A 26,606-nucleotide genomic window follows, 5' to 3' on the forward strand; every position below is an offset into this window, starting at 1 on the left:
AGCAGGTGCGGCCCGCCATTTCGCTTGCAACAATCTATGTCGGAATATGTCACGCAGCGCGGAAAACGCCCGCGAACGCTTGTCGCACGGGCCTTCCTCGTGGTGAAACAGCGTGACATATCTTCCTTGTCGATTATGTCGGCGCGTCCTTCTATAGTCCGTTTCGTCGCCACGCAGCAGTGACAGAAGTGGCCCGAATTCAAGAAGGACATACCGTGAAAAATCGTTCGTTCGTCGTCCCGGCCGCCGCCTCTGCCTTTGCCTCTGCAACCGACTCAGTGACGACCGCTTCATCCGCCCGCGGCGCGCTGCGCAAGCTCGTCCTCTCCGCCACGGTCGCCGTGCTCGCGCTCGGCAGCGCATCGGCATTCGCCTGGTCGCAACACGGCACGGCGTACACCTCGCGTGGCACCTATAACGGCGCGCGTTACGGCTCGTGTGGCGGCGGCAGCTGTTCGCATGCGGGCGGCGTCGCCGGCCCTTACGGCGGCCTCGCGACCAACACCGGCACGGTGACGCGCAATGCGCCGGGCCAGTTCTCGAATGCGGGCACCGCGACGGGACGCTACGGCAACTCCGTCCAGCATGCAGGCGACACCAACTGCGCCGGCGGCACGTGCTCGCACACCGGCACGCTCACGGGACCGGACGGCAAGACGGCCACCACTTCGGGCGACGTCACGAAGACCGGCACGGGGCAATATTCGTCGTCGGGATCGGTGACGGGTTCTAACGGCAACACGGTCAACCATTCGGCGTCGACGAATTGCGCCGGCTCGACGTGCTCGCGTTCGGGCACCGTCACCGGTTCGGATGGCGGGACCGTCAACCACTCCGGTTCGGCCACGCGTGTGGCACCGGGCGTCGTGACGACTTCGACGAGCGTGACAGGCACGCACGGCAATACGGTGACGTCGAGCGGAACGGTCGTGGCGACCACGGGTGTCGTCGCGACGGGCGGCACCACGGTGGTGGTCGCGCCGAAGCCGGTCGTGGTTGCGCCGCCGGTTGTGTATGTGCCGCCGCCTCCGGTCGTGGTGACGCCTGCGCCGGTTGTCGTGACGCCTGCTCCGGTGGTGGTCGCGCCGAAGCCTGTCGTGGTCGCACCGCCGGTTGTCTACGCACCGCCGCCCCCGCCGCCTGCCGTGTATGTCGCTCCGCGCGTCGTGTATGTCGCGCCGGCGCCGCGTCCGGTCGTGTGGGTGCCGGGCCACTGGGTCGGGCGTGTCTGGGTGCCGGCGCACTGGGCCTGATGGGCGCGGCCATGCGAGTCAAATCCCGCGTGACAGTTGCGCAAGGTGGGGACATGGTGTGCCGATCGTCTTTCGATGGTTCATCGACCCGGCGGTTTTATCAAGCAGGCACGTTGGCAGCGATGGCGGTGGCAGTGGGAGTGGCGATTGCAATGAGCCGCTTCGTGGTACCAGCTGATACGCGCGGCACGAGTGGATCGTCGCAAGAATGCTCCGCTCGCTACGCCGCCTTGCTCGATCTTGCGGAATTGGCGAGACGCGACGGCAAATCATCCGAGGTGGTCGTGCGCGGGCTGAGTGACAGAGGCGGCGCGATGAGCGGATGTTTGTCGATGGGCGGCAGCGTTAAGGCGGATTAGAGTTGTGGTTGCCACTCGCGCCACTTACGCCACGAAAAAAGCGCTCCCGGTCCCAGAAGCGGGAGCGCTTTTTGCCATGCGCGGTGTAGTGGCCTTCTGCGCTACCGCCCTTGCTGCTGCAAATACTGCCTGACGTCGCTCAGTGTCACGCTGCCTTTATGGCTCGAGTCGATCTGATCGAAGTGCTTCGCCACAAAACCGAGACCCTGGGTTTGCGCCTGCGCCTTCGTGACCGACGCGCCATTGCTGAGCGCCGAGTTCGCCCCGAGACGCGCCTCGAGCCGTTGTTGCGCTTGCTGCTGCAATGCCGTGCCGGTCGACGGCGCGATCGGCGCCGCCCGGTTTTGCGGGAAGAACGGACCGTCGACGCCGCGTGCGCCGTTGGGCGGCGTCGCGGGCGCTACTGCTTGCGGCGGCAACGCATACGCACTGCCGACCACGCAGCCGAGAGCAATCAACGGGGAGACACGCCGTAACTTATCGATAAGAGACATGATGACTCGCATGGATTGAGTGAATAGGGTATCGCGAACGAGGTTCCATGAAGGCTCCGTCAGGGCGCCGTCACTTGTGCCGTGGCGGTGGCGGTCGGCTCGCTGGCGGGACTTTCGTCGCGCCACGGCGCCGGCAGCGTCCAGAGCGCGAGCGCATCGGGCAGCGGCGTGCCGCGATAGAAGCACACGAGGTCGCGCTTCATCAGCGGACGGGCGACGTCGTCGAGATAGATCATGTGGCCACCCTGGAAGAAATTGACCTGCAAGTCAGGATTCAGGCCAGGCACGGTCTGCAACCGCGCCAACTGTTTCTCGGTATTGAGGAACGGCGTGGCGAGATCGTGGAAGCCGTTTTCCGAGAGCACCCTGAGCTGCGGATTGAGCGTCAACGCACCGAGCAGGTCGGGGATCGTGTCGGGCAAGGCCTGCCCGTCGTGCGAGAAATCCCACACCTCGATGATGTCGTCGTTCAACGGCATATAGGTCGCGTTCGGCGCCGTGTAGCCGAGATAGTCCGGCATCTGGGTGGCGAGCGCCGTGGTGAACGGCTGCGAGATCAGGATGTCGGACGGATCGGAATCGCTTTGCAGACGCGGATCCGAATTCGGCAACGACACGCGCCCGTCATAGCGGCCGATCGTCGTGCCGGGCAGCAGGCTCGTCGAGAACGGATCGCGGTTGAAATAGCCTTGCAATGCCTGCACGGTCAAACCCGATGGCAAGGTCCACGACTCGAGCGTTTTCGCATTGGGGAAGACGGGCTTGCCCAACGCGCCGGGTATGCCGAGCTGGCTAAGCACCCATGACTGCGAGTAACGCCTGAACTTCTTATATTCCGCCGTCACGAACAGCGTGGTCTGCAACGCGTAAAGATCCTGATTGAGCGGCGCCGGCGACGCCTGGTTGTAGTACGCCGCGACCTCCGCATAGCCGGGGAAATAGCCCGCCAGCGTATCCGTATCGAGCGCCAGCTCTTCCGACGACTCCGTGATGGCGACCGCTTCGATCGCATCGGCGAAATAGTTCAGGATTGCCGATTGCAGCACGATGCCGGTCAGATGCACGCCGGCGGATTCGAGCGCCAGCGCCAGCATGTCGGTACGCGGCGTGCCGTACGACTCGCCATACAGATAGATCGGCGAGCTGCTGCGATTGTTGACCGCCAGATAGCGCTGGATAAAGTCGCGCATGATGTTGACGTCCGCGTCGGTCGTCCAGTACTTCTTGTTCGTGTTCGGCAGAATCGCTTCGGAAAGCCCGGTTCCAGGCGGGTCGATGAAGACCATGTCCGTGGTGTCGATCAGGCTCTCCTTGTTATCCACGAGCGGATAGTTCGGCCAGTTGCCGAACACCGGGTCGGGCGTGGCCACGCGCGTCGGCGCGAATGAGCCGAGCCGCAGCCAGATCGAGGAAGAGCCGGGGCCGCCGTTGTAGACGAACGTGACAGGGCGTGTTGCACCGTTCGTGCCCGGCGCGGTGTACGCCACATACGACATGGTGGCTTCGGGGTTGCCGTTCGCGTCGGCCGCCGTCAGATGGCCGGTGGTGGTGGTGTAGTTGATCGGCGTCTTGCCGAGCGTCCACTGGTAGTGCATGACCGCCGCTTTCTCCGAGGCCTGGGCGGGCGCGAGACCGTCGTTGGCCTTGGCCGAATAGGCGACCGGGTCGATATAGGTTTGATTGGCGGTTGGCGCCTGCGGCTGAGAGGCGGCCTGGGCGCTGAGTTGCTGATTCGCAGCGGTCTGCTGCATGCTCACGGCCGTGCCGGAGGACGAACTGCCGTCCCCGCCGCCGCATCCGCCGAGCAGCAGGACTGCCGCTGCCATTGCCACTGCCAGAGTCCCTGGAGCCGGCAGCTTGCGCTGACGAAAAGGGCTATCGCCTCGAAGACGCTCGTCTCGTTTCATCTCTATCCTCGGTGGTGGATTCAGATACCTTTTTACAAAGGCCGCTATGGCGGATGAAGATGCATCGGAGTTCGAAATATTCTGGATGCATCGCCGCAATACAGCGGTGGAGACCAACTTGCCTAAATACGCATAGCCGCTTCCCTGCTATGCAGGATGCGTAGAATAACTAAATATTGTGATTGAATATCCGGTTATCTCCGGCATGTTTTTCCGCAATCGAATATTCGTATATTGGCGGCAGATAAAAAATAGGTGACGCCGTAGTCCTTTGTCAAGGACGCGACGAATTTCCGTAATGACGGCTTCGGAAAGCTGCACGTGGCTTCGTGCGGGAGCGAGTGCGTTCGGACTTTACGTCGCATAATTCGCTGATTATTTATTACAAAATAGAAATTGTTGTTTGCTAAACGTAATGATTAATCTGTGCGGATTGTCCGGTTATGCCGGTTGATTTTCCGGGCGAATCAGATTGCGTTCCAGAAATACCGCGCCGGCAATCGGATTGAACACATAAGCCGGAATCCGTTCGAAACCCAGCGACGCATAAAGATCGAGCGCGGCCCGCATGGTCGGCAGCGAGTCGAGACGAATGCGGTGATACCCCGCGTCTCTCGCGATATCGCAAATGCGCGTCGCCAATTGCCTGCCGGTCTGCAGACCACGTCCCGCTGGGCTGACATAGAGCCGTTTCATTTCGCACGTCGTGGCGTCGAGAGGCCGCATGGCGACGCAGCCAACGAGTTCTTCATTGTTGTGCGCGAGAAGCACGCGGCCTCGCGGTGCAGCGAATTTGCCGGGCAAGTCGGCGAGTTCGGATTCGAAGTTCTGGAAGCTGAGATCGATACCCAGACTCTCGGCGTATTCGCGGAAGATGGCCCGGACCGCTTCCAGTTGCTGCGGAAATTGGGCGGTCGTGATCTGGATCATGGGTGTTCGTCGGTCGTGCGGTCCTATTGCGGTTCCATTAGCACCAGCGGGAAACGGATCTCGAACGTCGTCCCCACACCTTCGCGCGAGACGAAATCGATGTGTCCGTTCAACACGCGGCACAGTTCCTTGACGATGGCGAGACCGAGGCCCGTGCCGGGAATATCTTCGCCCGCGGCGCGCTCGAATTCGTCGAACACGCGGTCCGCATCCGATGGCGCGATGCCCACGCCGGTATCCGCGATGCGAATCGACCAGTGTTCCGCATCGGCCATCGCGAAGTTCAATTCGATTTCCCCCGACTTCGTGTACTTGGTCGCGTTGGAGAGCAGATTGACGGCAACCTGTTTGAGCTTGAGACGATTGGATGTGACGCCCGTCAACGCAGGATCGAATGCCGCGCGCAACGTGAGTCCTTTTGCCTCGATCGAAGGACGCGACGAGGTGACGAGTTCATCGTACAGCTCGCGCAGTTCAACCTGTTCGAGTGCGAACGGGGCGCCGTCGCCGAGCACCACGGAGTACTCGACCATCTGATCGACGAGTTGTTTCATATCGGCGGCCTGGCGGTTCGCCAGCGTCAACGCCGTTTCGGCTTTTGCAGGCGCGCGCGAGATCAATTGCAGCGCGATGGAAAACGTGTTCAGAAAATTGCGCAGATCGTGGACCACGCTGCGTGTAATCTGCATGCGCGACTCATACAGGTCGCTCACCAGGCGCTGCTTCAGCATCAGCTCGTAATTGGCACGCTCGAGCCGGCCGGTGTAGTCGTCGATCTTGCGGTCCCGTTCACTCACCACTTCCTTGATCGACGTGAGCGTGACCATGCTGAAGGTTTCGGCGATCAGGCGCCGTGCCCGGCTCTCATGGCGGCGCGTGAACGTGCTGTCGAGACTGGCGAATTCCTCGAGCGCTTCGGCCAGAACCTGATCGAAGAGATCGAGTTCGCGCACGAGCTCCTCGATACGATAGCCCTGGCGCCAGCGCACCTTGCCATGTTTTCTCGCATCGCGCTCGATGGCCGTTTCGACCCGATCGAGATCTTCGACATCGAGCGCCGCGCATAGTCCTTCGAGAATTTCCGGCAGATGATCCGCGAGTTGCTGATAAGTGAGTTTGTCCGCTTCAACGAGATCGGAGTCGCCGAATACGGCATTCATCCATTGCTCGGTGAGTCGGGTCCGTTCCGCGCGAACGAAGTCAGCAAAATTGCGTAGCGGGCTAACGCGTGTGTCGGTCATGATGGCGCATTGGGGTGAAGTTTCTACAACGTACAGAGGCTTGAACCACCCAGGCGCGTCGGACTGGAGGCGCGTGGCGTGCCTCACAGGACAGGTACTTTCGGCTGGAATCAATTGAAGGCCTGGCTGGCAAGCTCTGCGCCCTCGCGTGTTTCAAAAGCGTCGCTGCAGCCGATTATTCGCAACATTAACACCGCAATCGGGGATTGTGGAACACCTCTTGCGGCGCTGTCGGCAGACGACAATAACGCTAACTCGAACGTTTAACCCGGCGGCCCCTGATGCACTTAATCTTGCTGGTGGACGACGAGCCGGAAATCCTGGCGGCGTGGCGCCTGATACTCGAGAACGAAGGTTACGAAGTCGGTTGCGCGAGCAACGGCGCGGAGGCGGTTGCGCGCGCCGCAACTCGTGTTCCCGCCCTGATCATCACCGACTGGATGATGCCGCTTATGGACGGCGCTGAATTGTGCCGTCGACTAAAGGCGATACCGGAACTCGCCAACGTGCCGATTCTCATGCATACCGCTGTTCCGCCGCCCGAGAGCGCGGCCAGGAACTGGGATGTCTGCCTGAGAAAGCCGGTGGGCGCGGAGCTTTTTCTGACGACGGTCGCGCAACTGTGCAAGTAACGGTATTAGCGATTGATGGATTCGCGTGCAACGGGCAGTTTCTTCCGAATCGCGCGTGTCGCCTCGTTGATGACCGGCAATATTGCCCCGCGCATTTTTCTCCACCTCGCATCAGTCCGCATTGAGCACCTTCAAAAAATCGACGAATGCGCGCAACGGCGCCGGCAAATGACGACGCCCCGGATAATAAAGAAACGGGCCTGAAAAACGTTGCCACCACGGCTCCAGAATCGGCTCCAACGCGCCGCTGTCGAGATGCGGGCGCAGCATGTCTTCGAACAGGTGAATGACACCCACGCCCGCGACGGCCGCACTGACGGCAAGATCGATCGCCGCGCCGGGCCGCACCAGCAGCGGCCCCGATGGATTCAACTGCAACACTTCGCCGTCGCGCTCGAAATACCAGATCGGCATGGCGCCGCCGGCGAACTGGCCGCGCAGGCACGCATGCGAGAGCAACTCGCTGGGATGATCGGGACGACCGTGCGCGTCCAGATAGCCCGCCGCCGCCGCCGTGGCGAAGCGTTGCACGCGCGGCCCGATCGGAATCGCGATCATGTCCTGCTCGAGCCGCTCGTCATAGCGAATGCCGGCGTCGCAGCCGATTGACAGCACGTCGACGAAGCCATCCTCGACGACGACCTCGACGCGGATGTCGGGATACGTCTTCAGGAACGCGGCGATGATGCCCGGCAAGACGATTCGGGCGGCGCTCGACGGCACATTCAGTTTGAGCGTGCCGGCCGGCTTGTCCCTGAACACGTTCAGCACGTCCAGCGCCGCTTCCATCTCGCTGAAGAGCGGCGTCAGCTTCTCAATGAGACGCAAGCCGGCCTCGGTCGGCGCCACACTGCGCGTGGTGCGGTTGAGCAGGCGCAGGCCGAGCCTGGCCTCGAGGCGGCGCACGGCGATGCTCAGACTCGACGCCGACACGCCGCTGATGCGCGCCGCGTCGCGAAAGCCGCCCGCGCGGGCGACCGAGACGAAGGCGGCCAGATCGTTCAATTCCATGGCGATTGTGCAGAATTTTAAACAACCCGTACACGTTAAACGGCTTTATTTAACAACGCAACCGCGTCCATACTTCCGTTCAACACTCACCAAGGAGCGCGTCATGTCGAATCTCATCACCACGGACACTTTCCCGCTCGCCGGCCGCATGGTGCGCCGCATGGGCTACGGCGCCATGCAACTCGCCGGCCCCGGCGTGTTCGGGCCGCCGAAGGATCGCGATGCAGCGCTCGCCGTGTTGCGCGAAGCGATGGCGTCGGGCGTCAACCACATTGATACGAGCGACTTTTACGGGCCGCACATTACCAACCAGTTGATCCGCGAAGCGCTGCATCCTTATCCTGGCGACCTCGTTATCGTCACCAAGGTGGGCGCGGTGCGCGGCAGCGACGGCGCGTGGCTGCCGGCGTTCGAACCGGACGATATCGAGCGCGCCGTGCACGACAATCTGCGCAATCTCGGCCTCGATGTGCTCGAGGTCGTGAACATGCGGATCATGGGCGACGTGCATGCGCCCGCTGAAGGCTCGATCGAGAAGCAGGTCACGGCGCTTGCCGAACTTCAGCGACGTGGGCTCGTGCGCCATATCGGCTTGAGCAACGTGACGGCGACGCAGATAGCGGAGGCGCAGCGCATTGCCGAGATTGTCTGCGTGCAGAATCACTACAACCTGGTGCACCGGGAAGACGACACATTGATCGACGAACTCGCGGGGAAGGGGATCGCGTATGTGCCGTTCTTCCCGCTTGGCGGGTTCACGCCGATTCAATCGTCGGCGCTGTCGGATATTGCACAAACACTCGGCGCAACGCCGATGCAAGTGGCGCTCGCGTGGCTGTTGCAGCGGGCACCTAACATTCTGCTGATCCCCGGCACGTCGAGCGTCGGGCACCTGCGCGAAAATCTGCAGGCGTCGCAATTGAAATTGTCCGCCGAGGTGTGCGCGGAACTGGATGCGATCGGTGGCGCTAGCGGCGAAGCGTGATTGCAAGCCACGGCGATTTCACACCGAATTCGCGATGTACTCCCGCAGCCACTGATGCGCCGGATCGCGGTGCGAGCGCTCATGCCAGAGCATCGCGATCTCGTAGCCCGGCACATCCAGTGGCGGCTCGACTACCCGCAGCGCACTGTTGTCGCGTACCAGCCGCGCGGGCAGCAGGCCCACCAGGTCGGTACTCGCGAGCGCCGACAACATGAACAGAAAGTGCGGCACGGACAGCACGACCCGGCGTGCCATGCCGGACTTGGCGAGCACTTCGTCCGTCACGCCGACAAACCCGCCGCCGTCCGGCGACACGATCACGTGCTCCAGTTTGCAGAACTGCGCGAGCGTCGGCCGGCGCTTCAGACGCGGGTGACCCGCGCGGCCCACCAGTACATAGCGCTCGGCGAACAGCACGCGGTGGCGTAATCCCTCGGGCGCGCCTTCGCTGGTATGAAATCCTAGATCGATCTCCCCCCGTTCCGCTTGCCGCGCAATACGCGGCGGAGCCAGTTCGACGACGGCGAGGCGCGTGCCCGGCGCCGCCGCGCGCAAGCCGGCCAGCGCGGGCAGGATGATCGTCGATTCGACGTAGTCGGTCGCGGCAATGCGCCAGCTTTGCGTTGCTTCGGCGGGATCGAAAGGGCGCGCCGGCGCCACCGCGCGCTCGAGTGCCTCGAGCGCTTCGCGCAAGGGTTCGCGCAACGCCTCGGCGCGCGCAGTGGGCCGCATGCCGCGCGGTCCGGGCAGCAACAGCGGGTCGCCGAGGACATCACGCAGTTTGGCCAGATGCACGCTGACCGACGGCTGGGAGAAGTTCAGCCGCTCGGCCGCGCGCGTGACGTTGTGCTCCGAAAGCAGCACGTCCAGCGTGACGAGCAGGTTGAGGTCGAGCCTCCTGAGATTATTCATGGCTATACCTGACATATTGGCAATTCATTTCCAATATACCGGAGCGAGGTCTATCTTTGGTTTCTTTTAGCCATGAAGGCCATGTGATGAACGTTCTTCTTGTTTATGCGCACCCGGAACCCAGGTCGTTGAATGGGGCGCTCAGGGACTTTGCGGTCAAACGTCTTGAAGATGCCGGACACACCGTTCAGGTATCCGACCTGTACGCAATGCAGTGGAAAGCATCGCTCGATGCGCACGACAGCCTCGCGAAACAACCCGGTGAGCGCTTTGATCCTGCGCTCGACTCGAAGCATGCGTTCGAGAATGGGCTGCAGAGCAAAGACATCGAGTTCGAGCAGGAGAAGTTGATGTGGGCGGATGCCGTGATCCTGCAGTTTCCGCTCTGGTGGTTCACCATGCCGGCCATCCTCAAAGGCTGGGTGGAGCGCGTGTATGCGTATGGCTTTGCGTACGGCGTCGGCGAGCATTCCGATGCGCGCTGGGGCGAGCGTTACGGCGAAGGCAAGCTCGCCGGCAAGCGCGCGATGCTGATGGTCACGACGGGCGGCTGGGAATCGCATTACAGTCCGCGCGGCATCAATGGTCCGATGGACGACGTACTGTTCCCGATTCAGCACGGCATTCTGTATTACCCCGGCTTCGACGTGTTGCCGCCGTATGTGATCTACCGCACGAGCCGCATCGATGAAACGAACTATCCAGAGGTGCGTGATGCACTCGGGCAGCGTCTGGACGATCTCTGGAACACCGCGCCGATTCCATTCCGGCCGCAGAACAGCGGCGCCTATACGATTCCGGAACTGACGCTGCGGGCCGATATTGAGCCGGACAAATTCGGCTTCACCGCGCACGTCGAATAGGATCCTGATGAGGCGCGCGTAGTAGGTCCTTCATACAAGGAGGCGCGCCTCTCACCGCAACCCCAAGCTGACGGATTCGTATGTTTCGCTGAAATTTGGTTGTAAGTCGCCATTGCTAGAGTCGTCGTCAGAATTTTGCCGCCGTATGCCGGACAGTGTTCTTCGGACACCTAGAAAGGGAAGAGCGACAAACCATGAATAAAGCTCGTGCGTTCTGGCTCATTCTGACGCTGCTTTTTACGACGCCTGCCTGGGCGTTTCAGTCCCGGATCGTCACCATTCCGAGCGCGGCCATGCATAAGTCGCTCGAAGCGACCGTCGTGCTGCCCGATCAATACGCGCGTGGCAAAGCGGCCGATCGCTTTCCCGTCGTCTATCTGCTGCACGGCTCGGGCGGCGACTACACCGACTGGACCTCGAATTCGCAGATCGGCAAGCTGGCCGACCGCTATCACGTGATCCTCGTGATGCCCGATGGCGGCCACGAAAGCTGGTACATCGACAGTCCGGTCGATCCGCACAGCCGTTATGAAACCTATGTGGGCACCGAGGTGGTGAGCTACGTCGACGCGCATTTCCGCACGATCGCGACGCGCGAGGCGCGCGCCATTACCGGCTTGAGCATGGGCGGCTTCGGCGCCTTGCATATCGCGCTGGACCGGCCGGACGAATTCGGCGCCGCGGGCAGCATCAGCGGCGCGGTGGACCCGCGTGGTTGTGAAGATGAGCCGGGCATCGACCAGGTATTCGGCGATCCGATGCGGCATGCCGACTTCTGGAACAACGAGGCGATCGTCGAGAATGCGCAGAGTTTCGGCAATGCGCATATCGCGCTGACGATCGACTGCGGGGTGAACGATTCGCTAGTGCAATCGAACCGGACGCTGCATGAGCGCCTGGTCGAACTCGGCGTACCGCACGATTACGCGGAGCGGCCCGGCGGCCACACCTGGAAGTACTGGGCCAACGCGGTGCAGTATCAGGTGCTGTTTTTTGCCGGGGCATTCAGGCGCAACGGAGCCACGGCGCCAAGCGCCGCGGCTTGAGGCCGTGCCCTCGCGCGGCGGGGCGGTGTCAAGCCGCCCACTCATCCATCAATCGATGCCGTGAAACACCGCATCGTCCGGGCCGAGATAGGCGGGCGGGCGCCACGCCGCGTCGCGCATGGAATGCTGGACCAGCTTTTCGACGCCCAGCAGCACCGCGAAAATCGCCATCCGCACCGGAATACCGTTGTCGGTTTGCCGGAAAATCGCCAGCCGTGAATCGTGATTCAGGTCCACGCTCAGATCGTTCGCGCCCGGCCGGCTGTCGCGCGGCAGCGGATGCATGATCAGCGTATCGGCGCCGCACACGCTGTCCACCAGCGCCTGATTGATCTGGAAATCCGGCGTGTAGCCTTCGAACGATTCGTCGGTAAAGCGCTCCTTCTGGATGCGCGTGGCGTACACCACGTCGGCGCCGCGCAGCCCGGTGGTCAGATCGTGAGTCTGCTCGATCACGTGGTCGTTGCGCGAAATCTGCTCGAGGATGTAGCTCGGCATTTCCAGCATGGGCGGCGAGATCAGCGTGAATTTGATGCCTCGGTACAGCGCCAGCAGCTTGACCAGCGAGTGCACAGTGCGCCCGTATTTGAGGTCGCCGACCAGCGCGATATGCGCGCCGTCCACGATCTTGCCGAGGCGCGAGAACTCGCGCTGAATCGTGTACAGATCGAGCAGCGCCTGGCTCGGGTGTTCGCCCGGGCCGTCGCCGCCGTTGATCACCGGCACGTTGGTGGCGCGCGCGAATTCGGCCACCGAGCCTTGCTCGGGGTGGCGGATCACCAGCGCGTCCACGTAGCCGCTCATCACGCGGCTGGTGTCGTAGATCGACTCGCCCTTGGCCATCGACGAAAACGTGAAGCCGGTGGTGTCGCACACCGAGCCGCCCAGCCGGCAGAACGCCGCGCCGAAGCTTACGCGGGTGCGCGTGCTGGCCTCGAAGAACAGGTTGCCGAGCACCGCGCCTTCCAGCACGCGCGAGATTTTGCGGCGCCGGGCGATCGGCTGCATGATGTCGGCCACGCGAAACAGCGCCTCCACCGAGTCGCGCGAGAACTGATCCACCGACAGCAACTGCGGCTTGCCCTCGAACAGCATCTGGCTGGCAAGCGACTGTGAGTCTACGCTTTGCGTATACTTGTCGCCTGGCTCGCCGTGCACCACGATTTCCGACACGAAGCGCTCGACAATCTCCGGCATGGCCCGCGATTCCTGCGAATCGTCCGGCAGAAGCCACGTGTCGAGCGCCCGGCGCGACACACCGATGCGGCTCGCGAACGTGTCGCGCGTCATGTTCAGGCGACGCATCGCATCGCGTAGGAAGGCTTGTTGCGGGACGCTCATGGGGCACCTGTCGGAAGAGGGGATGGCGGGCTGATGTACGCGGTGCGTATATTAGTTTTCCTGCGGCAGAAGTCAAGCAATTTCGCGATGGACTTTGCCAAGCCGCGCCGGTGGCGGTTACACTGCGTCTCATGCATTCCGGCCCAACGCTCAGACTCCGCCCGTCGACCTTTGTATGTCTCGCTTTTGCGAGCGCCGCAGCCGCACGCGCGTGTCGTTCGAACGTTAGCGCCAAAGCCAAAAAACAGCCGCTCATCTGACCGGAGCTCGCTGTTCCGTCAGATGTGCGACGGAACAGCCGGTCAACGCCCGCCTGGGCACTTTCCTGTCTTTCCTCCCTCGCACTGCCTGACGGAATCGATACGGTCGTCATCGAGGTAAAGACATGTCTATTTTTTCGGGTATCTGGCTTCCGCTCATCACGCCGTTCGCCGACGGCGCCGTCGATCACGCGGCCTTGCGCACGCTGGTGCGCCGCTATACCGGCGCGGGCATCGCCGGGCTGGTCGCGCTCGGCACGACCGGCGAACCCGCCGCGCTCGACGCCGCCGAACAGGACGCCGTGCTGTCGACGATTCTCGACGAAGCGCAGTCCGCCGCCCATCTCGCGCAGAATGGGCGAGCGTTGCCGGTGCTGGCCGGCGTATCGGGCAATCACACGGCGAGCATGCGCGAGCGCATCGAGCAATTGAACACGTTGCCGGTTGCCGGCGTGCTGATGGCCGCGCCGTATTACATCCGGCCGTCGCAGGCGGGGATCGTCGGCCATTTCATGGCGCTTGCCGATGCCAGCGAGAAGCCGGTCGTCCTGTACGACATTCCGTATCGCACCGGCGTGCGGCTCGAACTCGACACGCTGCTCACGCTCGCGGCGCATCCGCGGATTCAGGCAGTGAAGGATTGCGCCGGTTCGCTCGACACCACGCTCGCGCTGATTCGCGACGGTCGCCTGCAGGTGCTCACTGGCGAGGACATCAATATCTTCAATACCTTGTGTCTGGGCGGCAGCGGGGCGATTGCGGCGTCCGCGCATGTGCGGCCCGAGCGTTTCGTCGAGATGTATCGCGCGCTCGCGGCGGGGCGGCTCGCCGAGGGCCGGCGCATTTTCCACTCGCTCGCGCCGCTCATCCAGGCGCTGTTCGCCGAACCGAATCCCGGCCCGGTCAAGGCCTTGCTGGCCGTGCAAGGCCTGATACGCGACGAACTGCGCATGCCGATGACGCCCGCCAGCAGTGCATTGATCGAGCGGCTCGAAGCGCTGGCTGAACGGGAGCGGAGCGAGTCGCAGGAGACCGTGGAATCGGTTTGAGCGGGGCGCTCATGGCGAAACAGAGGGCATGCGCGGCACGGCGTACGCGCCGTGCGTGACACATCGCCCCATCGTCCTGTATTTGAGATGATGCTTCGTGCTGCCAGGGGATAATCGGCGCCTCTGTTCCTTATCGCGACCGGTGCTTATCCGGTCGATGCCGCATGCAGTTAGCCTCGTTCGCTGATCTTCTGCCCCGTTTGCAATCGCCCGGCACGCGTCGCACGGCTGGCGCGCTCAACGCGTTGCCGGTTTCGACCATGCGTTGTGCCGCACGCGGGCGGGCGCGCGCCGCGAGCCTATCGCGCGCGAGGAGCCGCTGATGGCTTCCGTGTTTCGCGCCGGCAGCCGGCTTGCCAGCGGCTCGGTCAGCTTCGTCACGCGCCGCACCGCGCTGACGCTCGCCTTGAGCGCGGCCGGCGGCACGGCCGTGCTGGCGCTCGCCGCGGGCTTCGCGATCGGCACGCACTGGTCCGCGCGCAACGGTTCCGGCGATCAGGCGGCGGTCCGCGTCGAGCACGACTACGCGATCGACCAACTCGGCAAGCTGAACGCCTCGGTGGCGCAGATCGAACCGCGCATCGCGCGACTCACGGCGCAGGTCGGCGATTTGCGCGATTTCGAAGCACGTCTGAACACGCCGCGGCCTGCGCCTCGCGCACCAGCGGCACCCGCTACGCCGGGTGCGGCGTCCGCGGCCTCCGAACCCGACACCTCCGCCACCGACAGCGAAGGCGAAGGCGGCCCTTCCTTGCCGCCGCGCCGCTGTAGCGAGCTCACGTCTTCATTGGGCCGGCATGCCGATGCCGGACGCACCGGCCAGCAACTGGACTGCATTGCCGCGACCCTGTCCGCGCTCGAACAGCAGACCGCCGATCACGCTATCGCGTACGCCGCCTTTCCGGGCCGCCTGCCCGCCGACGGCGCGCGCTTCGGCTCGCCGTTCGGCAATCGCACCGATCCGTTCACGCATCGTCTGAGCTTTCATCCGGGCCTCGATCTGGTCGCGAGGACCGGCACGCCGATTCTGGCGGCGGCGGGCGGCCGCGTGGTCTTCGCCGGCGAGAAATCGGGCTATGGCAATGCGGTCGAAATCGATCACGGCAACGGACTCATGACTCGCTACGGCCATGCGTCGCGCATCGTCGTGCATGTCGGCGATCTGGTGCTGCCGCGTCAATACATCGCCGATGTCGGCTCGACCGGCCGCTCCACGGGTCCGCATCTGCATTTCGAAGTCCTCGCCGACGGCGCGCCGGTCAACCCGGTGGCCTACCTCGCGCTTTTCTCGCCCACGCCTCATGGTTGACCGACGCTTTCCGCGCGACGCGGACAGTCTGACCCATCGCGCCTACACGCTTCGGCCCGCGCGCTCGCTGGTTTTTCGCGTGACGGTGTGGACCGTGGTGTGCGTGCTTTGCGCCTGCGCGGGCGCGGCGACGCTCACGGCGTGGCACGCGAGGCGCGCCGGCACGCCGCAGGAGCAATGCACCCCGGCGCCCGTCGACGAAACGACGAAGCAGGCCGTGCTGACCCGCGCGCGGCTCGCGCTGGCGCAAGAGTCGGCGGCGCGCGCCGCGGTGCAGAAGGCGGCGGACAGCGCCGCTGCCGAGGTCGCCCGGCTCAACGCGGAATTGCAGTTTCTGCGCGGCCAGAGCAAGGGCCGGACGGCGGCGCCCGCCGCGGCGCCGCGCCGCTAACCGGACGAAAAGGCGAACCGCGAACCGCGAACCGCAAACCGCAAACCGCAAAGCGCAAAGCGCAAAGCGCAAAGCGAGCAAAGCAAGCAAAGCGAGCAAAGCAAGCAAAGCAAGCAAAGCAAGCAAAGCAAGCAAAGCAAGCACAGCAAGCACAGCAAGCACAGCAAGCACAGCAAGGACAGCAAGGACAGCAAGGACAGCACAGCAAGCAAACCAGCAACCGCACCAGCCACTCCCCGGCTCGTCGCCGCGCCGAGCATCACGCGACGACCCTTTTCATTTCCAGGAAACCAGAATGTTCAAGAAGAAAAAAACCGCGGGCATCCAGCAGACCAAGCTCGCCACCCTGGTCGCTCACGACGTGCGCATCACCGGCGACCTGCAGTTCAGCGACGGCCTGCGCATGGACGGCCACGTGAAGGGCAACGTCAGCGGTGAGCCGGACGGCCAGACGCTGCTGGTCCTGAGCGACCTCGGCTCGATCGAAGGCAACGTGCACGGCTACGACGTCGTGGTCAACGGCAGAATCGTCGGCGACGTGATTGCCGATCACTTCGTCGAGTTGCAGAGCAATGCGCATGTGACCGGCAACATCTACTACCAGCAACTGCGGATGGATTGCGGCGCCTCGGTGGACGGCAAGCTCACCAAGCGTGACGCGGCGCAGGCGGCGACGCCGCATCTGGTGTCGGTCGCCGACAGTGCATTCGACGAGCGCAAGGCCGGCTAGGCGGCGCGACGCCCACGTGGTGAATCAGATCGTTCCCGGCAGCGGCTGGCGTTGCGCCGGCGTGTCGTGACCGAGCATGTCGCCGGGCAAGCTACGGGCATTGCGTTCCGCGCGCATTTCGCGGCTCGTGGCAAGCCGTTCCATGGCGCCGCGCTCGAGCGTGGCGAGCATGTCCCGCTCGACGATCTGCAGTTTGAAAGCCAGCACGATCAGGCCGCTCGCCAGCAGCAGGTCGCCCGCGAACACTACGGCGTAAAGCGCCGACGTGGTTTGCGGATTGCCGAGCAGGAGCGACAGATTGGTGCGGTCGAGCAGCACGAGCACGAGCGGCACGATGGTGTTGAGCGTGGCGGTCGTGCCGCCGATCATCGCGATCAGGCGTGCGGACCCGAGGTGCGGACGGTGCCGGCGGCACACTTCATAGAGCGTGGCGGCGCGACACGGCAGGAAAAACAGCGCGAGCAGGACGGCGCGCAACAGCGTCGGCACTTTGAAAATCAGCGCGCCGCTATAAAGCGCGCAGAACACGGCCGTGACGGCAAGGCAGGCGCGCCACGGCGCCGAGACACCGAACAGCTCGCGTGTGCCCGCCCAGATCAGCATGCGGCTTTGCAGCGCGAGCGTTGCGGTGGCGATCAGCAGTACGTCGTGACGCCAGGTGAGATGCAAGGTGAAGCAGGCCGAGGACGCGGCGAGCAGATAAAAACCGACCGACCAGAAGCGGAACGCGGCAACGCGCGTGAACATGCGCGACAGCGCGTTCGTGATCAGGGCGCAGCACGAAAACGTGATCAACCACAACGAAGTAAACGTCGCTACGTCCAGTTTCATGAAGTCTCCAACGCCCGGCCTGCCTGTTATCGGTCACCCGTCAACGAGATCCGGCGCCGGCTGCGGCGCGACCAGCCGCACGGCCGTGCCGCGCCGCGCGCCTCAGACGACCGTCAGGCTCACGCGGCCACCATTCTTTCCCGCAGCAGGTTGCCGAAGTCGTCGGCGCTGAGCGGCTTGCCGAGCAGGAACCCCTGCATCTCGTCGCACATCATCGTCCTGAGCATGTCGAGTTGCGATTCGGTTTCGACGCCCTCGGCCACCACATCCATTTCCAGCGAGTGCGCGAGCGCGATGATCGCCGATACGATCGCGCTGCCTTCCGGGCCGTGCGCGTCGAGGCCGTTGGTGAAGAAGCGGTCGATCTTCAGTTGTTTGACGCGAAAGCGCTGCAGATAGGCGAGGCTCGAATAGCCGGTGCCGAAGTCGTCGATCGCGATCTCGAACCCGCTCGCCTGGAATTCGCGGATCATTTCGATGGTTTTGGGCGCGTCATGCATGGCCACCGTTTCGGTGATCTCGAACATGATCTGCTCGCAGGCCACGCCTTCGGCCTTGACGATCTGGAGCATGCTCTCGACGAGGTTCGGCTGCAGCAACTGGCGCGGCGACAGGTTGACCGCCACTTTGATCGACGGCAGGCCTTGCGAGATCCACTGGCGAATCTGCCGGCATGTTTCGCGCACGACCCAATAGCCGATCTGCACGATCTGCCCCGAGCGCTCGGCGATCGGAATGAACTCGAGCGGCGTCAGCGCGCCGAGCTGCGGATGATGCAGGCGGATCAGCGCTTCGGCGCCCGCCAGCGAGTTGCCGCTGCCATGGAACTTCGGCTGGAAGTGCAGCGAAAAATGACCGGCGGCGAGCGCGTCGTGCAAGGCGTTCTGAATCTGCAGCGTGCGCAGGGCGGCCTCGTTCATGCTGCGTTCGAAGAAACGATAGGTGCTGCGGCCCGCGCGCTTGGCTTCGTACATGGCCGCATCCGCGTGCTTCAGCAGGGTCTCGACGGTGTCGCCGTCGTGCGGATAGAGGGCGATGCCGATGCTCGGCATGACCTGAAGCGGTTGCGAGTCGGTCCACATGCCGAGGCGCATGCGCTCGAGCACGCCTTCGGCCAGCGCGCTGGCGTCTTCGCGTGAGCCGAGGTTCTCAGCCAGCACCACGAATTCGTCACCGCCCAGCCGCGCCACGGTGTCGCTCGCGCGCACGCATAGCAGCAGGCGCTGCGCGAACGCCGTCAGCACCTCGTCGCCGACCGAGTGGCCGAGCGAATCGTTGATGGTCTTGAAGCCGTCGAGGTCCATGAAGAGGACGGCGAACAGCGTGCGCTGCCGGCGCGCGCTGAGGATCGCGCGTTCGATGCGCTCGGTCAGCGTGGTGCGGTTCGGCAGTCCGGTCAGCGTGTCGAGCGTGGCGAGCCGCACGATCTGGCCGTTCAGATTCGACACGGCGCCGACCAGAAAGTCTGTGCGCGCATCGAAACGCGACAGCATCAGCGTGACGATCAGAATGGCAAAGGTGAGCAGGATCACCGAGGTCGCGAGCCACGTGGCGTTCACGCCTTTGGCCGCGCCGCAGACGGCGCCGAGCGGAAACTCCGCGGCGGCCATGGCGGCGTAATGCATGCCGCTGATCGCGACGCCCATCACCAGCGCCGCGGCCAGACGCTTGCGCACCACATGGCGCGCGTCGTCGTTGCTGAGCGCGCGGGCCATCCACAGCGCGGCGGTCGACGCGCCGATCGCGATCGCAAGCGATGCCGCGAACCACGCCGGCTGATAGCGGATGCCCGGCGCCATCTGCATCGCCGCCATGCCGGTGTAGTGCATGCCGGCAATGCCGAATCCCATCACCACGCCGCCCGCCAGCAGACGGCCCGCCGTGAGCCGCACACGGGTCGTGACGTACAGGGCCAGATAGGAGGCGCCGATCGCGAGCCCGAGCGACGCGGCGGTCGTCGCGAAGTCGTAGCCGAGCGGAATCGGCAGCGAAAAGGCGAGCATCGCGATGAAGTGCATCGACCAGATGCCGACGCCGAGCGCGGCGGCGCCGCCCAGCTGCCAGGCGTGCCGCAGCCGCGCCGATGCCAGCAGGAAAATGCGGCCGGTCAGATCGAGCGCCGTGTACGACGCCAGCGTCGCGACGACGAATGAGATGGTGACCAGCCAAAGGTTGTATGAGCTCTGCATGTTTAGTCCAACCGCAGGAGGGAAGCGGCTGAACTTGTTATCGACAGTTCGAGGCTTTTATTTAATGGATTTTCAATATGTTAGCCATTGGCTTCGGCCGTCTCGCCGGCGCGCGCCGCGTGTGCGAGGGCGAAGCCTTCGTCGAGCCAGCCGCTGATGCCGCCGCTCATCAGCTTGACGGGGCGCCCCAGCTGGGCGAGGCGCAGTGCGCCGCGCGCGGCGCCGTTGCAATGCGGACCCGCGCAGTACGTGACGAAGAGTGTCTCCGGCGGATAGCCGGCGAGCTTCGAAGCCACGATCTTGCCGTGCGGCAGATTGAGCGCGCCCGGCACATGGCCCCGCGCGAACAGCGCGGGGCCGCGCACGTCGAGCAGCACGAAGCCGGGCGCGCCGCTCGCGAGCGCGTCGTGGACATCGGCGCAATCGGTTTCGAACTGCAGCGAGGCCTGGAAGTGGGCTTGCGCGGCGGGGCTGTCGGCGGCGGGAATGGCGGTAACGGCGTTCAAGGTCGGCATGGTGGCGTGAGTTCCGGTGGGCGCGGTGTGTGAGTGGGTTGCCTGGTGGTTGCGATTCAGACGCCTTCATTGTGGCGGCGCGCGCCACGCGGGATAAGTGGCGGAATCGTCAATCTCCGGTAACATCGCGCCATGCACAATCATCTTGTCGTCGCGCTTGCCTACGACCGGCTCTGCACCTTCGAATTCGGTTGCGTGACCGAATTGTTCGCGCTCGAGCGCCCTGAACTCGGCGTGGACTGGTATCGCTTCGCGGTCTGCGCAAGCGAGCCGGGGCCGATTCGGGCCGCGGGCGGCATCACGCTTGCCGCGCCTTACACGCTCAAGCTGCTGGAGCGCGCCGACACCATCGTCATTCCCGGCTGGCGCGATGCCGATGAAGTGCCGCCCGAACCGCTCCTGAAGAAAATCCGCGCTGCCTACACGCGCGGCGCGCGCCTCTGTTCGATCTGCTCGGGCGTGTTCGTGCTCGCGGCGGCGGGCGTGCTCGACGGCAAGACCGTCACGACGCACTGGCGCTATGCCGAGAAATTGCAGCAGCGCTATCCGCAATTGCGCGTGCAGCCGGACGCGCTCTATGTCGACGAAGGGCGGATCATCACCTCGGCAGGTTCGGCGGCGGGGCTCGACATGCTGCTGCATCTGGTGCGGCGCGATCACGGCAGCGCGGTGGCGAACCGGGTCGCGCAGCGGCTCGTAGTGCCGCCGCATCGCGAGGGCGGCCAGGCGCAGTTCGTCCCGCGCCCCATGCCGCAGGACGACAGCGGGCGGCTGTCCAAACTGATGGACTGGGTGCGCGGTCATCCCGCTTTGCCACACACGTTGCGCTCGCTCGCCGAGCGGGCGGCGATGAGCCCGCGCACACTGCAGCGGCAGTTTCACGATGCCACCGGCATGGCGCCTTATGAGTGGCTCGTGCGCGAGCGGGTGGCCATTGCGCGCGAACTGCTCGAAGCGCAGGCGCCGTTGCCGATGGCGCGCGTCGCGGAACTGGCGGGATTCGGTTCCGAAGAATCGTTGCGGCGGCATTTCCGGCGCATTGCATTGACGAGTCCAGGTGCGTATCGCAAGAAGTTCGGCGCGCGGGAAACGGCTTAGGCGCGCGCCCGCGTGGTGAGCGTGGACGGCCGTGACTATCCGATGCCGTCCGCAAGCCGAAGGCCATGCGCGGGGACAGGGGGCCGCTCACCTATCCATGGCCGCGCTGCGGCGTTTATCATGCAACGGTCGAGCACCTGCTATCCGTGTCAGAAAGCGTTTCCCGTCCACCCGCCCCGAGAAAAACGCTCGCCATGCAACTTATCCTCGATAACCCGCCGTTCGTGTTCATTCTGTCCTTCGTGTTGCTGTGGCTGTCGGCGCGGATCGGCGCGGCGCTTTTACGGCGCTTCAGAAAAATCGAGGACGAGGCCCGCGAGGACTTCGGCGTGATTCAGGCCGCCACGCTGACGCTGCTGGCGCTGATCATCGGTTTCACTTTTTCGATGGCGGTGGGGCGCTACGACCAGCGCAAGAACTACGAGGAAGAAGAGGCGAACGCGATCGGCACTGAATACGTTCGCGCGGAACTGCTGCCCGCAGCCGACGCGGCGGCGGTACGCAGACTGCTGAATGCCTATCTCGACGAACGCACGCTGTTCTACACCACGCGCGACGAACAGGAACTGGCGAAGGTCAATGCCGGGACCGAACGCTTGCAGGACGCGATGTGGTCTGCCGTCAAACAGTCGGCCGCCGTGCAGCCCACGCCCGTGGTCGCGCTCGCCGTCGCGGGAATGAACGATGTGCTCAACACGCAGGGCTATACGCAAGCCGCGTGGCGGAATCGCATTCCTTATGCGGCCTGGGCGCTCATGACGCTGATCGCGATGGGCGCAAATCTGCTGGTCGGCTACGGCGCGCGCGCCTTGAAAGCGGGCGCGGGCTTGCTGCTGATCGTGCCGCTGACGGTGTCGCTGTCATTCACGCTGATCGCCGACATCGACAGTCCGCGCGGCGGCGTGATTCGCGTGAAGCCGCTCAATCTGCATGCGCTTGCGGAGTCCATGCGCGCCCATTGAACGATGGTTGAGGCTGCGCTGAGCCCCACATTCAAAGGAAACTCATGCTCGATATCGCCAGGACGATCGCCAGCTTTAACGCCGGTCGCGATCCCGAACGGCTCGCGATGAAATACAAGGCCATGCGTACATCACCGTTCGTGTTCTTGCGCGGCACGTGCCACCTGTTTTACGAACGTCTAGCGCGCGACAAAGTATTCGACGACGCGCCGCCGGTGTGGATCTGCGGCGACATGCATCTGGAAAATTTCGGCAGCTACAAGGCCGACAATCGGCTGATCTACTTCGACAACAACGACTTCGACGAAGCCTGCCTCGCGCCGAATCTCTACGAACTGGTGCGTCTGCTCACGAGCGTGCTGGTCGGCGCGAGCGATCTCAAGCTGAGCCGCGCGCAGGCGCTGGCGCTTTGCCGCACCGCGCTGGAGGCGTATGGCGCGGCGCTCGCGTACGGCAAGTCGCGTTGGATCGAAGGGGAAACCGCGACCGGCATGGTGCGCGACCTGTTCGTCGCGCTCGCGAGCCGCACGCGGGTTGCGCATCTGGACCGGCGCACCACGCTCAAAGGCAAAACCCGCATGCTGAAAGTGGACGGCAAGAAAGCGCTGGCCGTCAGCGACGCGCAGCGTGCCGCCGTCACGCAGTTCATGCGGAAGTTCGCCGCGGGCGAGCCCAACCCCGACTTCTTCCGCATTCTCGATGTCGCGCGGCGGATTGCCGGCACCGGGAGCCTTGGCGTGGATCGTTACGTGATCCTCGTCGAAGGGAAAGGCTCGCCGGACGGCAACTATCTGATCGATCTGAAAGAGGCGCTGCCTTCTGCCGTGACGCCGCACGTGAGTACGCCGCAGCCCGCGTGGCAGACGGAAGCGCAGCGTGTCGTCGACATTCAGCGGCGCAATCAGGCGGTCTCGCAGGCGTTTCTGCATGCGGTCGAATTCAACCAGCGTTCGTATGTGCTGCGCAGCCTGCAGCCTTCGGAAGATCGCGTGGCCTTGAGCGACTGGGACGGCAAGCTGCCGCGTCTCAAAGAGGTGGTCAGCAGCATGGCAGAGTTGAGTGCGTGGGCGCATCTGCGCAGCGGCGGCCGGCAGAAGTCGTCGATCGCCGATGAGTTGATCGCGTTCGGCAATCGCAAGGACTGGCAGTTGCCGTTGGTCGATATCGCGACGCAGTGCGAGGCCCAAGTGGTGGCGGACTGGAAAACCTATTGCGAAGCCTACGATAGCGGCGCGTTCAATTTGACGGCGAAGCCATGACGTTTCATCGTGCGGGGCGCATGGTATAGCGCCGGGCGTGCTTCTCAAGTATTCGCAGCATCCGCTTGCAGCGCTCTCGCCATGCCCGGCGCATCGCGGTGCCGCGCGTGCCAGCCACCGCTCCAGACAAACCCTGATTGCTGCGTTGAATCCGCCGCTGCTATCGTTCGCTGGTCTTGTGGAAGCGCTTCCACTCGAGTCTCTGACCCGGGTGCGCCTGGACTTCCGCCCATACCCGGTTCAACGACCTCAGCGCAGCAACTACTTGCATGGGACCAGAGTAAGGCGCTAAAGCGCCAACTCTGATCGACAGGAGAAATCCGTGGCAAACGACGCATCCGCTGTATCCGACGCTCTCTCTCCCCAGTCTTCATCACTCGCCGATCCTTTCACCCCGCCCGCGGACTCGTCGCTGTGGCGCAAGAACTTCCTGCTTGGCGCAGCCACCGCTTCATATCAGATCGAAGGCGCGGTGAACGAGGACGGCCGCCTGCCGTCCATCTGGGACACGTTCTCGGCGACGCCTGGCAAGGTGCTGGCCGGCGACACCGGCGCGGTGGCCTGCGATCACTATCATCGCTGGGAAGCGGACGTCGACCTGCTGGCCGGGCTTGGCCTCGAAGGCTACCGGCTCTCGATCGCCTGGCCACGCGTGATGGATGCGGGCGGCGCGCCGAACCGCAAAGGGCTCGACTTCTACAAACGTCTGCTGGCACGGCTGAAAGAGAAGGGCATCACGACCTTTGTCACGCTGTATCACTGGGACTTGCCGCAGCATCTGGAAGATCGCGGCGGCTGGCTCAATCGCGACACCGCTTACCGTTTCGCCGACTACGCCGACCTGATGAGCCGCGAACTGGCCGGCAGCGTCGACGCATGGATGACGCTCAACGAACCTTGGTGCTCGGCCTATCTCGGCTACGGCAACGGCCACCACGCGCCGGGTCTGGCCGACGCGCGCTATGCCACGCAGGCCATGCATCATCTGCTGCTTGCGCACGGTCTCGCGGTGCCGGTGTTGCGCGCCAACGATCCGGCGTCGCAGAAGGGCATCGTCGCCAACATCGGACGCGGCACGGCCAATAGCGAGAGCGCCGCCGACCAGCGTGCGGCGCATCTGTTCGAGGTGCAGCACAACGCGTGGATTCTCGATCCGCTTCTCAAGGGCAGCTACCCGCGGGATCTGTTCGAGTTGTGGCCGGGCACCGAACCGCTGGTGCTCGACGGCGACATGCAAACCATTGCCGCGCCGCTGGACTTCCTCGGCATCAACTATTATTTCCGCACGAATGTCGCAAGCGATGGCGCGCACGGCTTCAGCGACGTGCCGCTCGAAGGCGTGGAGCGCACGCAGATGGGCTGGGAAGTGTATCCGGACGGCCTGCGCGATCTGTTGACGGGATTCAAGGCCACATACGCAAACCTGCCGCCGATCTACATCACCGAAAACGGTATGGCGTCGGACGACAAGGTGATCAACAGCCAGGTGGAGGACAGTCAGCGCATCTCGTTCCTCAAGCGCCATCTCGCCGCGGTCGACCAGGCGATCAAGGCCGGCGTGGAGATTCGCGGCTATTTCCTCTGGTCGCTGATGGACAACTTCGAGTGGGCCTTCGGGTACGAGCGTCGCTTTGGTGTCGTACATGTCGATTACGCTACCCAGAAGCGTACGATCAAACGCAGTGCGGAACTGGTGTCGAAATTTTTGAAGGAGCGCAAAGCACGCAGTGAATAACGGGTGCGAGCTGGTTGGCATGTCGACTTGAAACACGGGCGCCAAGCCTGGAGGAGACGGAATGAACAGCAAAAAAATGGTCTTGCGAGGCGTGGTTGCGGCACTGGCGTTGTATGGCGTCGTCGCGCAGGCGGAGCCTTTGAAGGCCAACGTGATTCACTGGTGGACTTCGGGCGGCGAGTCGGCCGCGATTCGCCAGTTTGCCGATGCGTATAACAAGGCCGGCGGCCAATGGGTCGACAATGCGGTGGCCGGCGCCGATCAGGCGCGCTCCACGGCGATCAACCGGATCGTTGGCGGCGATCCACCCACGGCCGCGCAGTTCAATACGTCCAAGCAGTTTCACGACCTGATCGACCAGGGCCTGCTGAACAACGTCGACGACGTCGCCGCGAAAGAGAACTGGAACGCTGTGTTTCCGCAGTCGATCGTCGACAGCATCAAGGTGAAGGGGCATTACTACGCTGCGCCCGTCGATATCCATATGCCGGCCTGGTTCTTCTACTCGAAGCCGGTGTTCCAGAAAGCGGGCATTGCCGGCGAGCCGAAAAGCTATGACGAGTTCATCACCGATCTCGGCAAGCTCAGAGCCGCGGGCGTGATTCCGCTCGCGCTCGGCGGCCAGCCCTGGCAGGAGAAAATCACCTTCGACGCGGTGCTGGCGGATGTGGGCGGTGCCGATCTTTATCTGAAGGTGTACCGCGATCGCGATATGAACGCCGTGAAGTCGGACGCGTTCAAGAAAGTGCTGGCGTCATTCAAGCGCCTGCACGATTTCGTCGATGTCGGTTCGCCCGGCCGCAACTGGAACGACGCCACGGCGCTCGTGATTTCCGGCAAGGCTGGCGTGCAGATCATGGGCGACTGGGCCAAGGGCGAATTCTCGGCGGCCAATCAGAGCGCGGGCAAGGACTTCGGCTGCTTCCCGGGTTTCGGTCCGCATTCGCCGTATCTGGTCGCGGGCGACGTGTTCGTGTTCCCGAAAACGGACAATCCCACCACGATCAAGGCGCAGAATCTGCTTGCCACGGTGATGACATCGCCCGCCGCGCAGGTCGCATTCAGCGCGAAGAAAGGCTCGATTCCGATTCGTCCCGATGTGGACGCAAGCAGTCTCGACATCTGCGCGAAGGAGGGCATTGCGATCATGAAGGACAAGTCGCGCCAGTTGCCGAATCCGGAAATGCTACTTTCGCCTGACACGCAGGGCGCGTTGATCGACGTCATCACCAACTTCTGGAACAAGAACCAGTCGGTCGACGACGCGCAGAAAGCGTTCGCCAGTGCGTTGAAGAGTTAGGTGC

General features: G+C 63.8%; 24 protein-coding genes. 14 read left to right on the forward strand and 10 right to left on the reverse strand.

Annotated elements, in window-relative coordinates; translation table 11 throughout:
• Positions 1-215 precede the first annotated feature (215 nt).
• Positions 216-1,253 (forward strand): hypothetical protein, encoded by a 1,038-nt coding sequence (locus PQR32_RS00880; RefSeq protein ID WP_408221697.1) that lies wholly within the window; start codon positions 216-218, stop codon positions 1,251-1,253.
• A 460-nt stretch (positions 1,254-1,713) separates the two neighbouring features.
• On the opposite strand, the gene PQR32_RS00885 is transcribed toward PQR32_RS00880, so the two are convergent.
• The 4 genes from PQR32_RS00885 to PQR32_RS00900 form a co-directional block, all read right to left on the reverse strand.
• Entirely contained in the window at positions 1,714-2,106 is a 393-nt protein-coding gene (locus PQR32_RS00885; RefSeq protein WP_408221698.1) for a 2-oxoglutarate dehydrogenase, read from the reverse strand.
• Between the two features lie 59 nt (positions 2,107-2,165).
• The gene (locus PQR32_RS00890) at positions 2,166-4,013 is read right to left on the reverse strand and encodes a S10 family serine carboxypeptidase-like protein (RefSeq protein ID WP_408221699.1); all 1,848 of its coding nucleotides are present in this window, start codon (positions 4,011-4,013) and stop codon (positions 2,166-2,168) included.
• A 441-nt stretch (positions 4,014-4,454) separates the two neighbouring features.
• Complete coding sequence (locus tag PQR32_RS00895; protein ID WP_408221700.1) at positions 4,455-4,943, reverse strand: GNAT family N-acetyltransferase; 489 nt, start codon at positions 4,941-4,943, stop codon at positions 4,455-4,457.
• Between the two features lie 23 nt (positions 4,944-4,966).
• Complete coding sequence (locus tag PQR32_RS00900; RefSeq protein ID WP_408221701.1) at positions 4,967-6,184, reverse strand: sensor histidine kinase; 1,218 nt, start codon at positions 6,182-6,184, stop codon at positions 4,967-4,969.
• A gap of 281 nt (positions 6,185-6,465) precedes the next feature.
• On the opposite strand from PQR32_RS00900, the gene PQR32_RS00905 reads away from it, so the two are divergent.
• On the forward strand, positions 6,466-6,816 hold the full coding sequence (locus PQR32_RS00905; RefSeq protein WP_408221702.1) for a response regulator: 351 nt from the start codon (positions 6,466-6,468) through the stop codon (positions 6,814-6,816).
• A 111-nt stretch (positions 6,817-6,927) separates the two neighbouring features.
• On the opposite strand, the gene PQR32_RS00910 is transcribed toward PQR32_RS00905, so the two are convergent.
• Positions 6,928-7,827, reverse strand: coding sequence for a LysR family transcriptional regulator (locus PQR32_RS00910; RefSeq protein WP_408221703.1), 900 nt, complete (start codon positions 7,825-7,827; stop codon positions 6,928-6,930).
• A 103-nt stretch (positions 7,828-7,930) separates the two neighbouring features.
• Here PQR32_RS00910 and PQR32_RS00915 point away from each other — a divergent pair, with 103 nt between their 5' ends.
• A complete protein-coding gene (locus PQR32_RS00915) occupies positions 7,931-8,812 on the forward strand; it encodes an aldo/keto reductase family oxidoreductase (RefSeq protein ID WP_408221704.1) in 882 nt (293 codons plus the stop codon).
• 18 nt (positions 8,813-8,830) lie between these two features.
• Here the strand turns inward: PQR32_RS00915 and PQR32_RS00920 are convergent, their stop codons facing one another.
• Complete coding sequence (locus PQR32_RS00920; protein ID WP_408221705.1) at positions 8,831-9,739, reverse strand: LysR family transcriptional regulator; 909 nt, start codon at positions 9,737-9,739, stop codon at positions 8,831-8,833.
• A 71-nt stretch (positions 9,740-9,810) separates the two neighbouring features.
• On the opposite strand from PQR32_RS00920, the gene PQR32_RS00925 reads away from it, so the two are divergent.
• Positions 9,811-10,587: an NAD(P)H-dependent oxidoreductase gene (locus tag PQR32_RS00925; protein ID WP_408221706.1), complete on the forward strand. Its 777-nt coding sequence runs from the start codon at positions 9,811-9,813 to the stop codon at positions 10,585-10,587.
• A 194-nt stretch (positions 10,588-10,781) separates the two neighbouring features.
• The gene (locus PQR32_RS00930; protein ID WP_408221707.1) at positions 10,782-11,633 is read left to right on the forward strand and encodes an alpha/beta hydrolase; all 852 of its coding nucleotides are present in this window, start codon (positions 10,782-10,784) and stop codon (positions 11,631-11,633) included.
• A gap of 48 nt (positions 11,634-11,681) precedes the next feature.
• On the opposite strand, the gene PQR32_RS00935 is transcribed toward PQR32_RS00930, so the two are convergent.
• Complete coding sequence (locus PQR32_RS00935) at positions 11,682-12,974, reverse strand: aspartate carbamoyltransferase (protein WP_408221708.1); 1,293 nt, start codon at positions 12,972-12,974, stop codon at positions 11,682-11,684.
• Between the two features lie 385 nt (positions 12,975-13,359).
• On the opposite strand from PQR32_RS00935, the gene dapA reads away from it, so the two are divergent.
• The 4 genes from dapA (at position 13,360) to PQR32_RS00955 (ending at position 16,713) form a co-directional block, all read left to right on the forward strand.
• Entirely contained in the window at positions 13,360-14,283 is a 924-nt protein-coding gene (gene dapA, locus PQR32_RS00940) for a 4-hydroxy-tetrahydrodipicolinate synthase (RefSeq protein ID WP_408221709.1), read from the forward strand.
• A gap of 322 nt (positions 14,284-14,605) precedes the next feature.
• A complete protein-coding gene (locus PQR32_RS00945) occupies positions 14,606-15,592 on the forward strand; it encodes a M23 family metallopeptidase (protein WP_408221710.1) in 987 nt (328 codons plus the stop codon).
• The gene (locus PQR32_RS00950) at positions 15,585-15,983 is read left to right on the forward strand and encodes a hypothetical protein (RefSeq protein ID WP_408221711.1); all 399 of its coding nucleotides are present in this window, start codon (positions 15,585-15,587) and stop codon (positions 15,981-15,983) included. Before PQR32_RS00945 ends, PQR32_RS00950 begins: the two co-directional genes overlap by 8 nt.
• A 295-nt stretch (positions 15,984-16,278) precedes the next feature.
• On the forward strand, positions 16,279-16,713 hold the full coding sequence (locus tag PQR32_RS00955) for a bactofilin family protein (protein WP_408221712.1): 435 nt from the start codon (positions 16,279-16,281) through the stop codon (positions 16,711-16,713).
• A gap of 24 nt (positions 16,714-16,737) precedes the next feature.
• Here PQR32_RS00955 and PQR32_RS00960 read toward each other — a convergent pair whose 3' ends face one another.
• The 3 genes from PQR32_RS00960 to PQR32_RS00970 form a co-directional block, all read right to left on the reverse strand.
• Positions 16,738-17,544 carry a hypothetical protein gene (locus PQR32_RS00960; RefSeq protein ID WP_408221713.1) on the reverse strand — a complete coding sequence of 269 codons (807 nt, stop codon included), beginning with the start codon at positions 17,542-17,544 and terminating at the stop codon, positions 16,738-16,740.
• Positions 17,545-17,663: 119 nt separating this feature from the next.
• Positions 17,664-19,733 carry a putative bifunctional diguanylate cyclase/phosphodiesterase gene (locus tag PQR32_RS00965; RefSeq protein WP_408221714.1) on the reverse strand — a complete coding sequence of 690 codons (2,070 nt, stop codon included), beginning with the start codon at positions 19,731-19,733 and terminating at the stop codon, positions 17,664-17,666.
• Between the two features lie 80 nt (positions 19,734-19,813).
• Complete coding sequence (locus tag PQR32_RS00970) at positions 19,814-20,248, reverse strand: rhodanese-like domain-containing protein (RefSeq protein WP_408221715.1); 435 nt, start codon at positions 20,246-20,248, stop codon at positions 19,814-19,816.
• Positions 20,249-20,380: 132 nt separating this feature from the next.
• Between PQR32_RS00970 and ftrA the strand changes: the two genes are divergently transcribed.
• The 5 genes from ftrA (at position 20,381) to PQR32_RS00995 (ending at position 26,602) form a co-directional block, all read left to right on the forward strand.
• On the forward strand, positions 20,381-21,346 hold the full coding sequence (ftrA, locus tag PQR32_RS00975; RefSeq protein WP_408221716.1) for a transcriptional regulator FtrA: 966 nt from the start codon (positions 20,381-20,383) through the stop codon (positions 21,344-21,346).
• 194 nt (positions 21,347-21,540) lie between these two features.
• Complete coding sequence (locus PQR32_RS00980; protein WP_408221717.1) at positions 21,541-22,308, forward strand: bestrophin-like domain; 768 nt, start codon at positions 21,541-21,543, stop codon at positions 22,306-22,308.
• Between the two features lie 44 nt (positions 22,309-22,352).
• Positions 22,353-23,567: a DUF2252 domain-containing protein gene (locus PQR32_RS00985; protein ID WP_408221718.1), complete on the forward strand. Its 1,215-nt coding sequence runs from the start codon at positions 22,353-22,355 to the stop codon at positions 23,565-23,567.
• Positions 23,568-23,889: 322 nt separating this feature from the next.
• Entirely contained in the window at positions 23,890-25,302 is a 1,413-nt protein-coding gene (locus PQR32_RS00990; protein WP_408221719.1) for a GH1 family beta-glucosidase, read from the forward strand.
• 61 nt (positions 25,303-25,363) lie between these two features.
• Entirely contained in the window at positions 25,364-26,602 is a 1,239-nt protein-coding gene (locus PQR32_RS00995; protein WP_408221720.1) for an ABC transporter substrate-binding protein, read from the forward strand.
• Positions 26,603-26,606: the final 4 nt, after the last annotated feature.

Source organism: Paraburkholderia dipogonis (assembly GCF_046027395.1).
Lineage (GTDB): Bacteria > Pseudomonadota > Gammaproteobacteria > Burkholderiales > Burkholderiaceae > Paraburkholderia > Paraburkholderia dipogonis_A.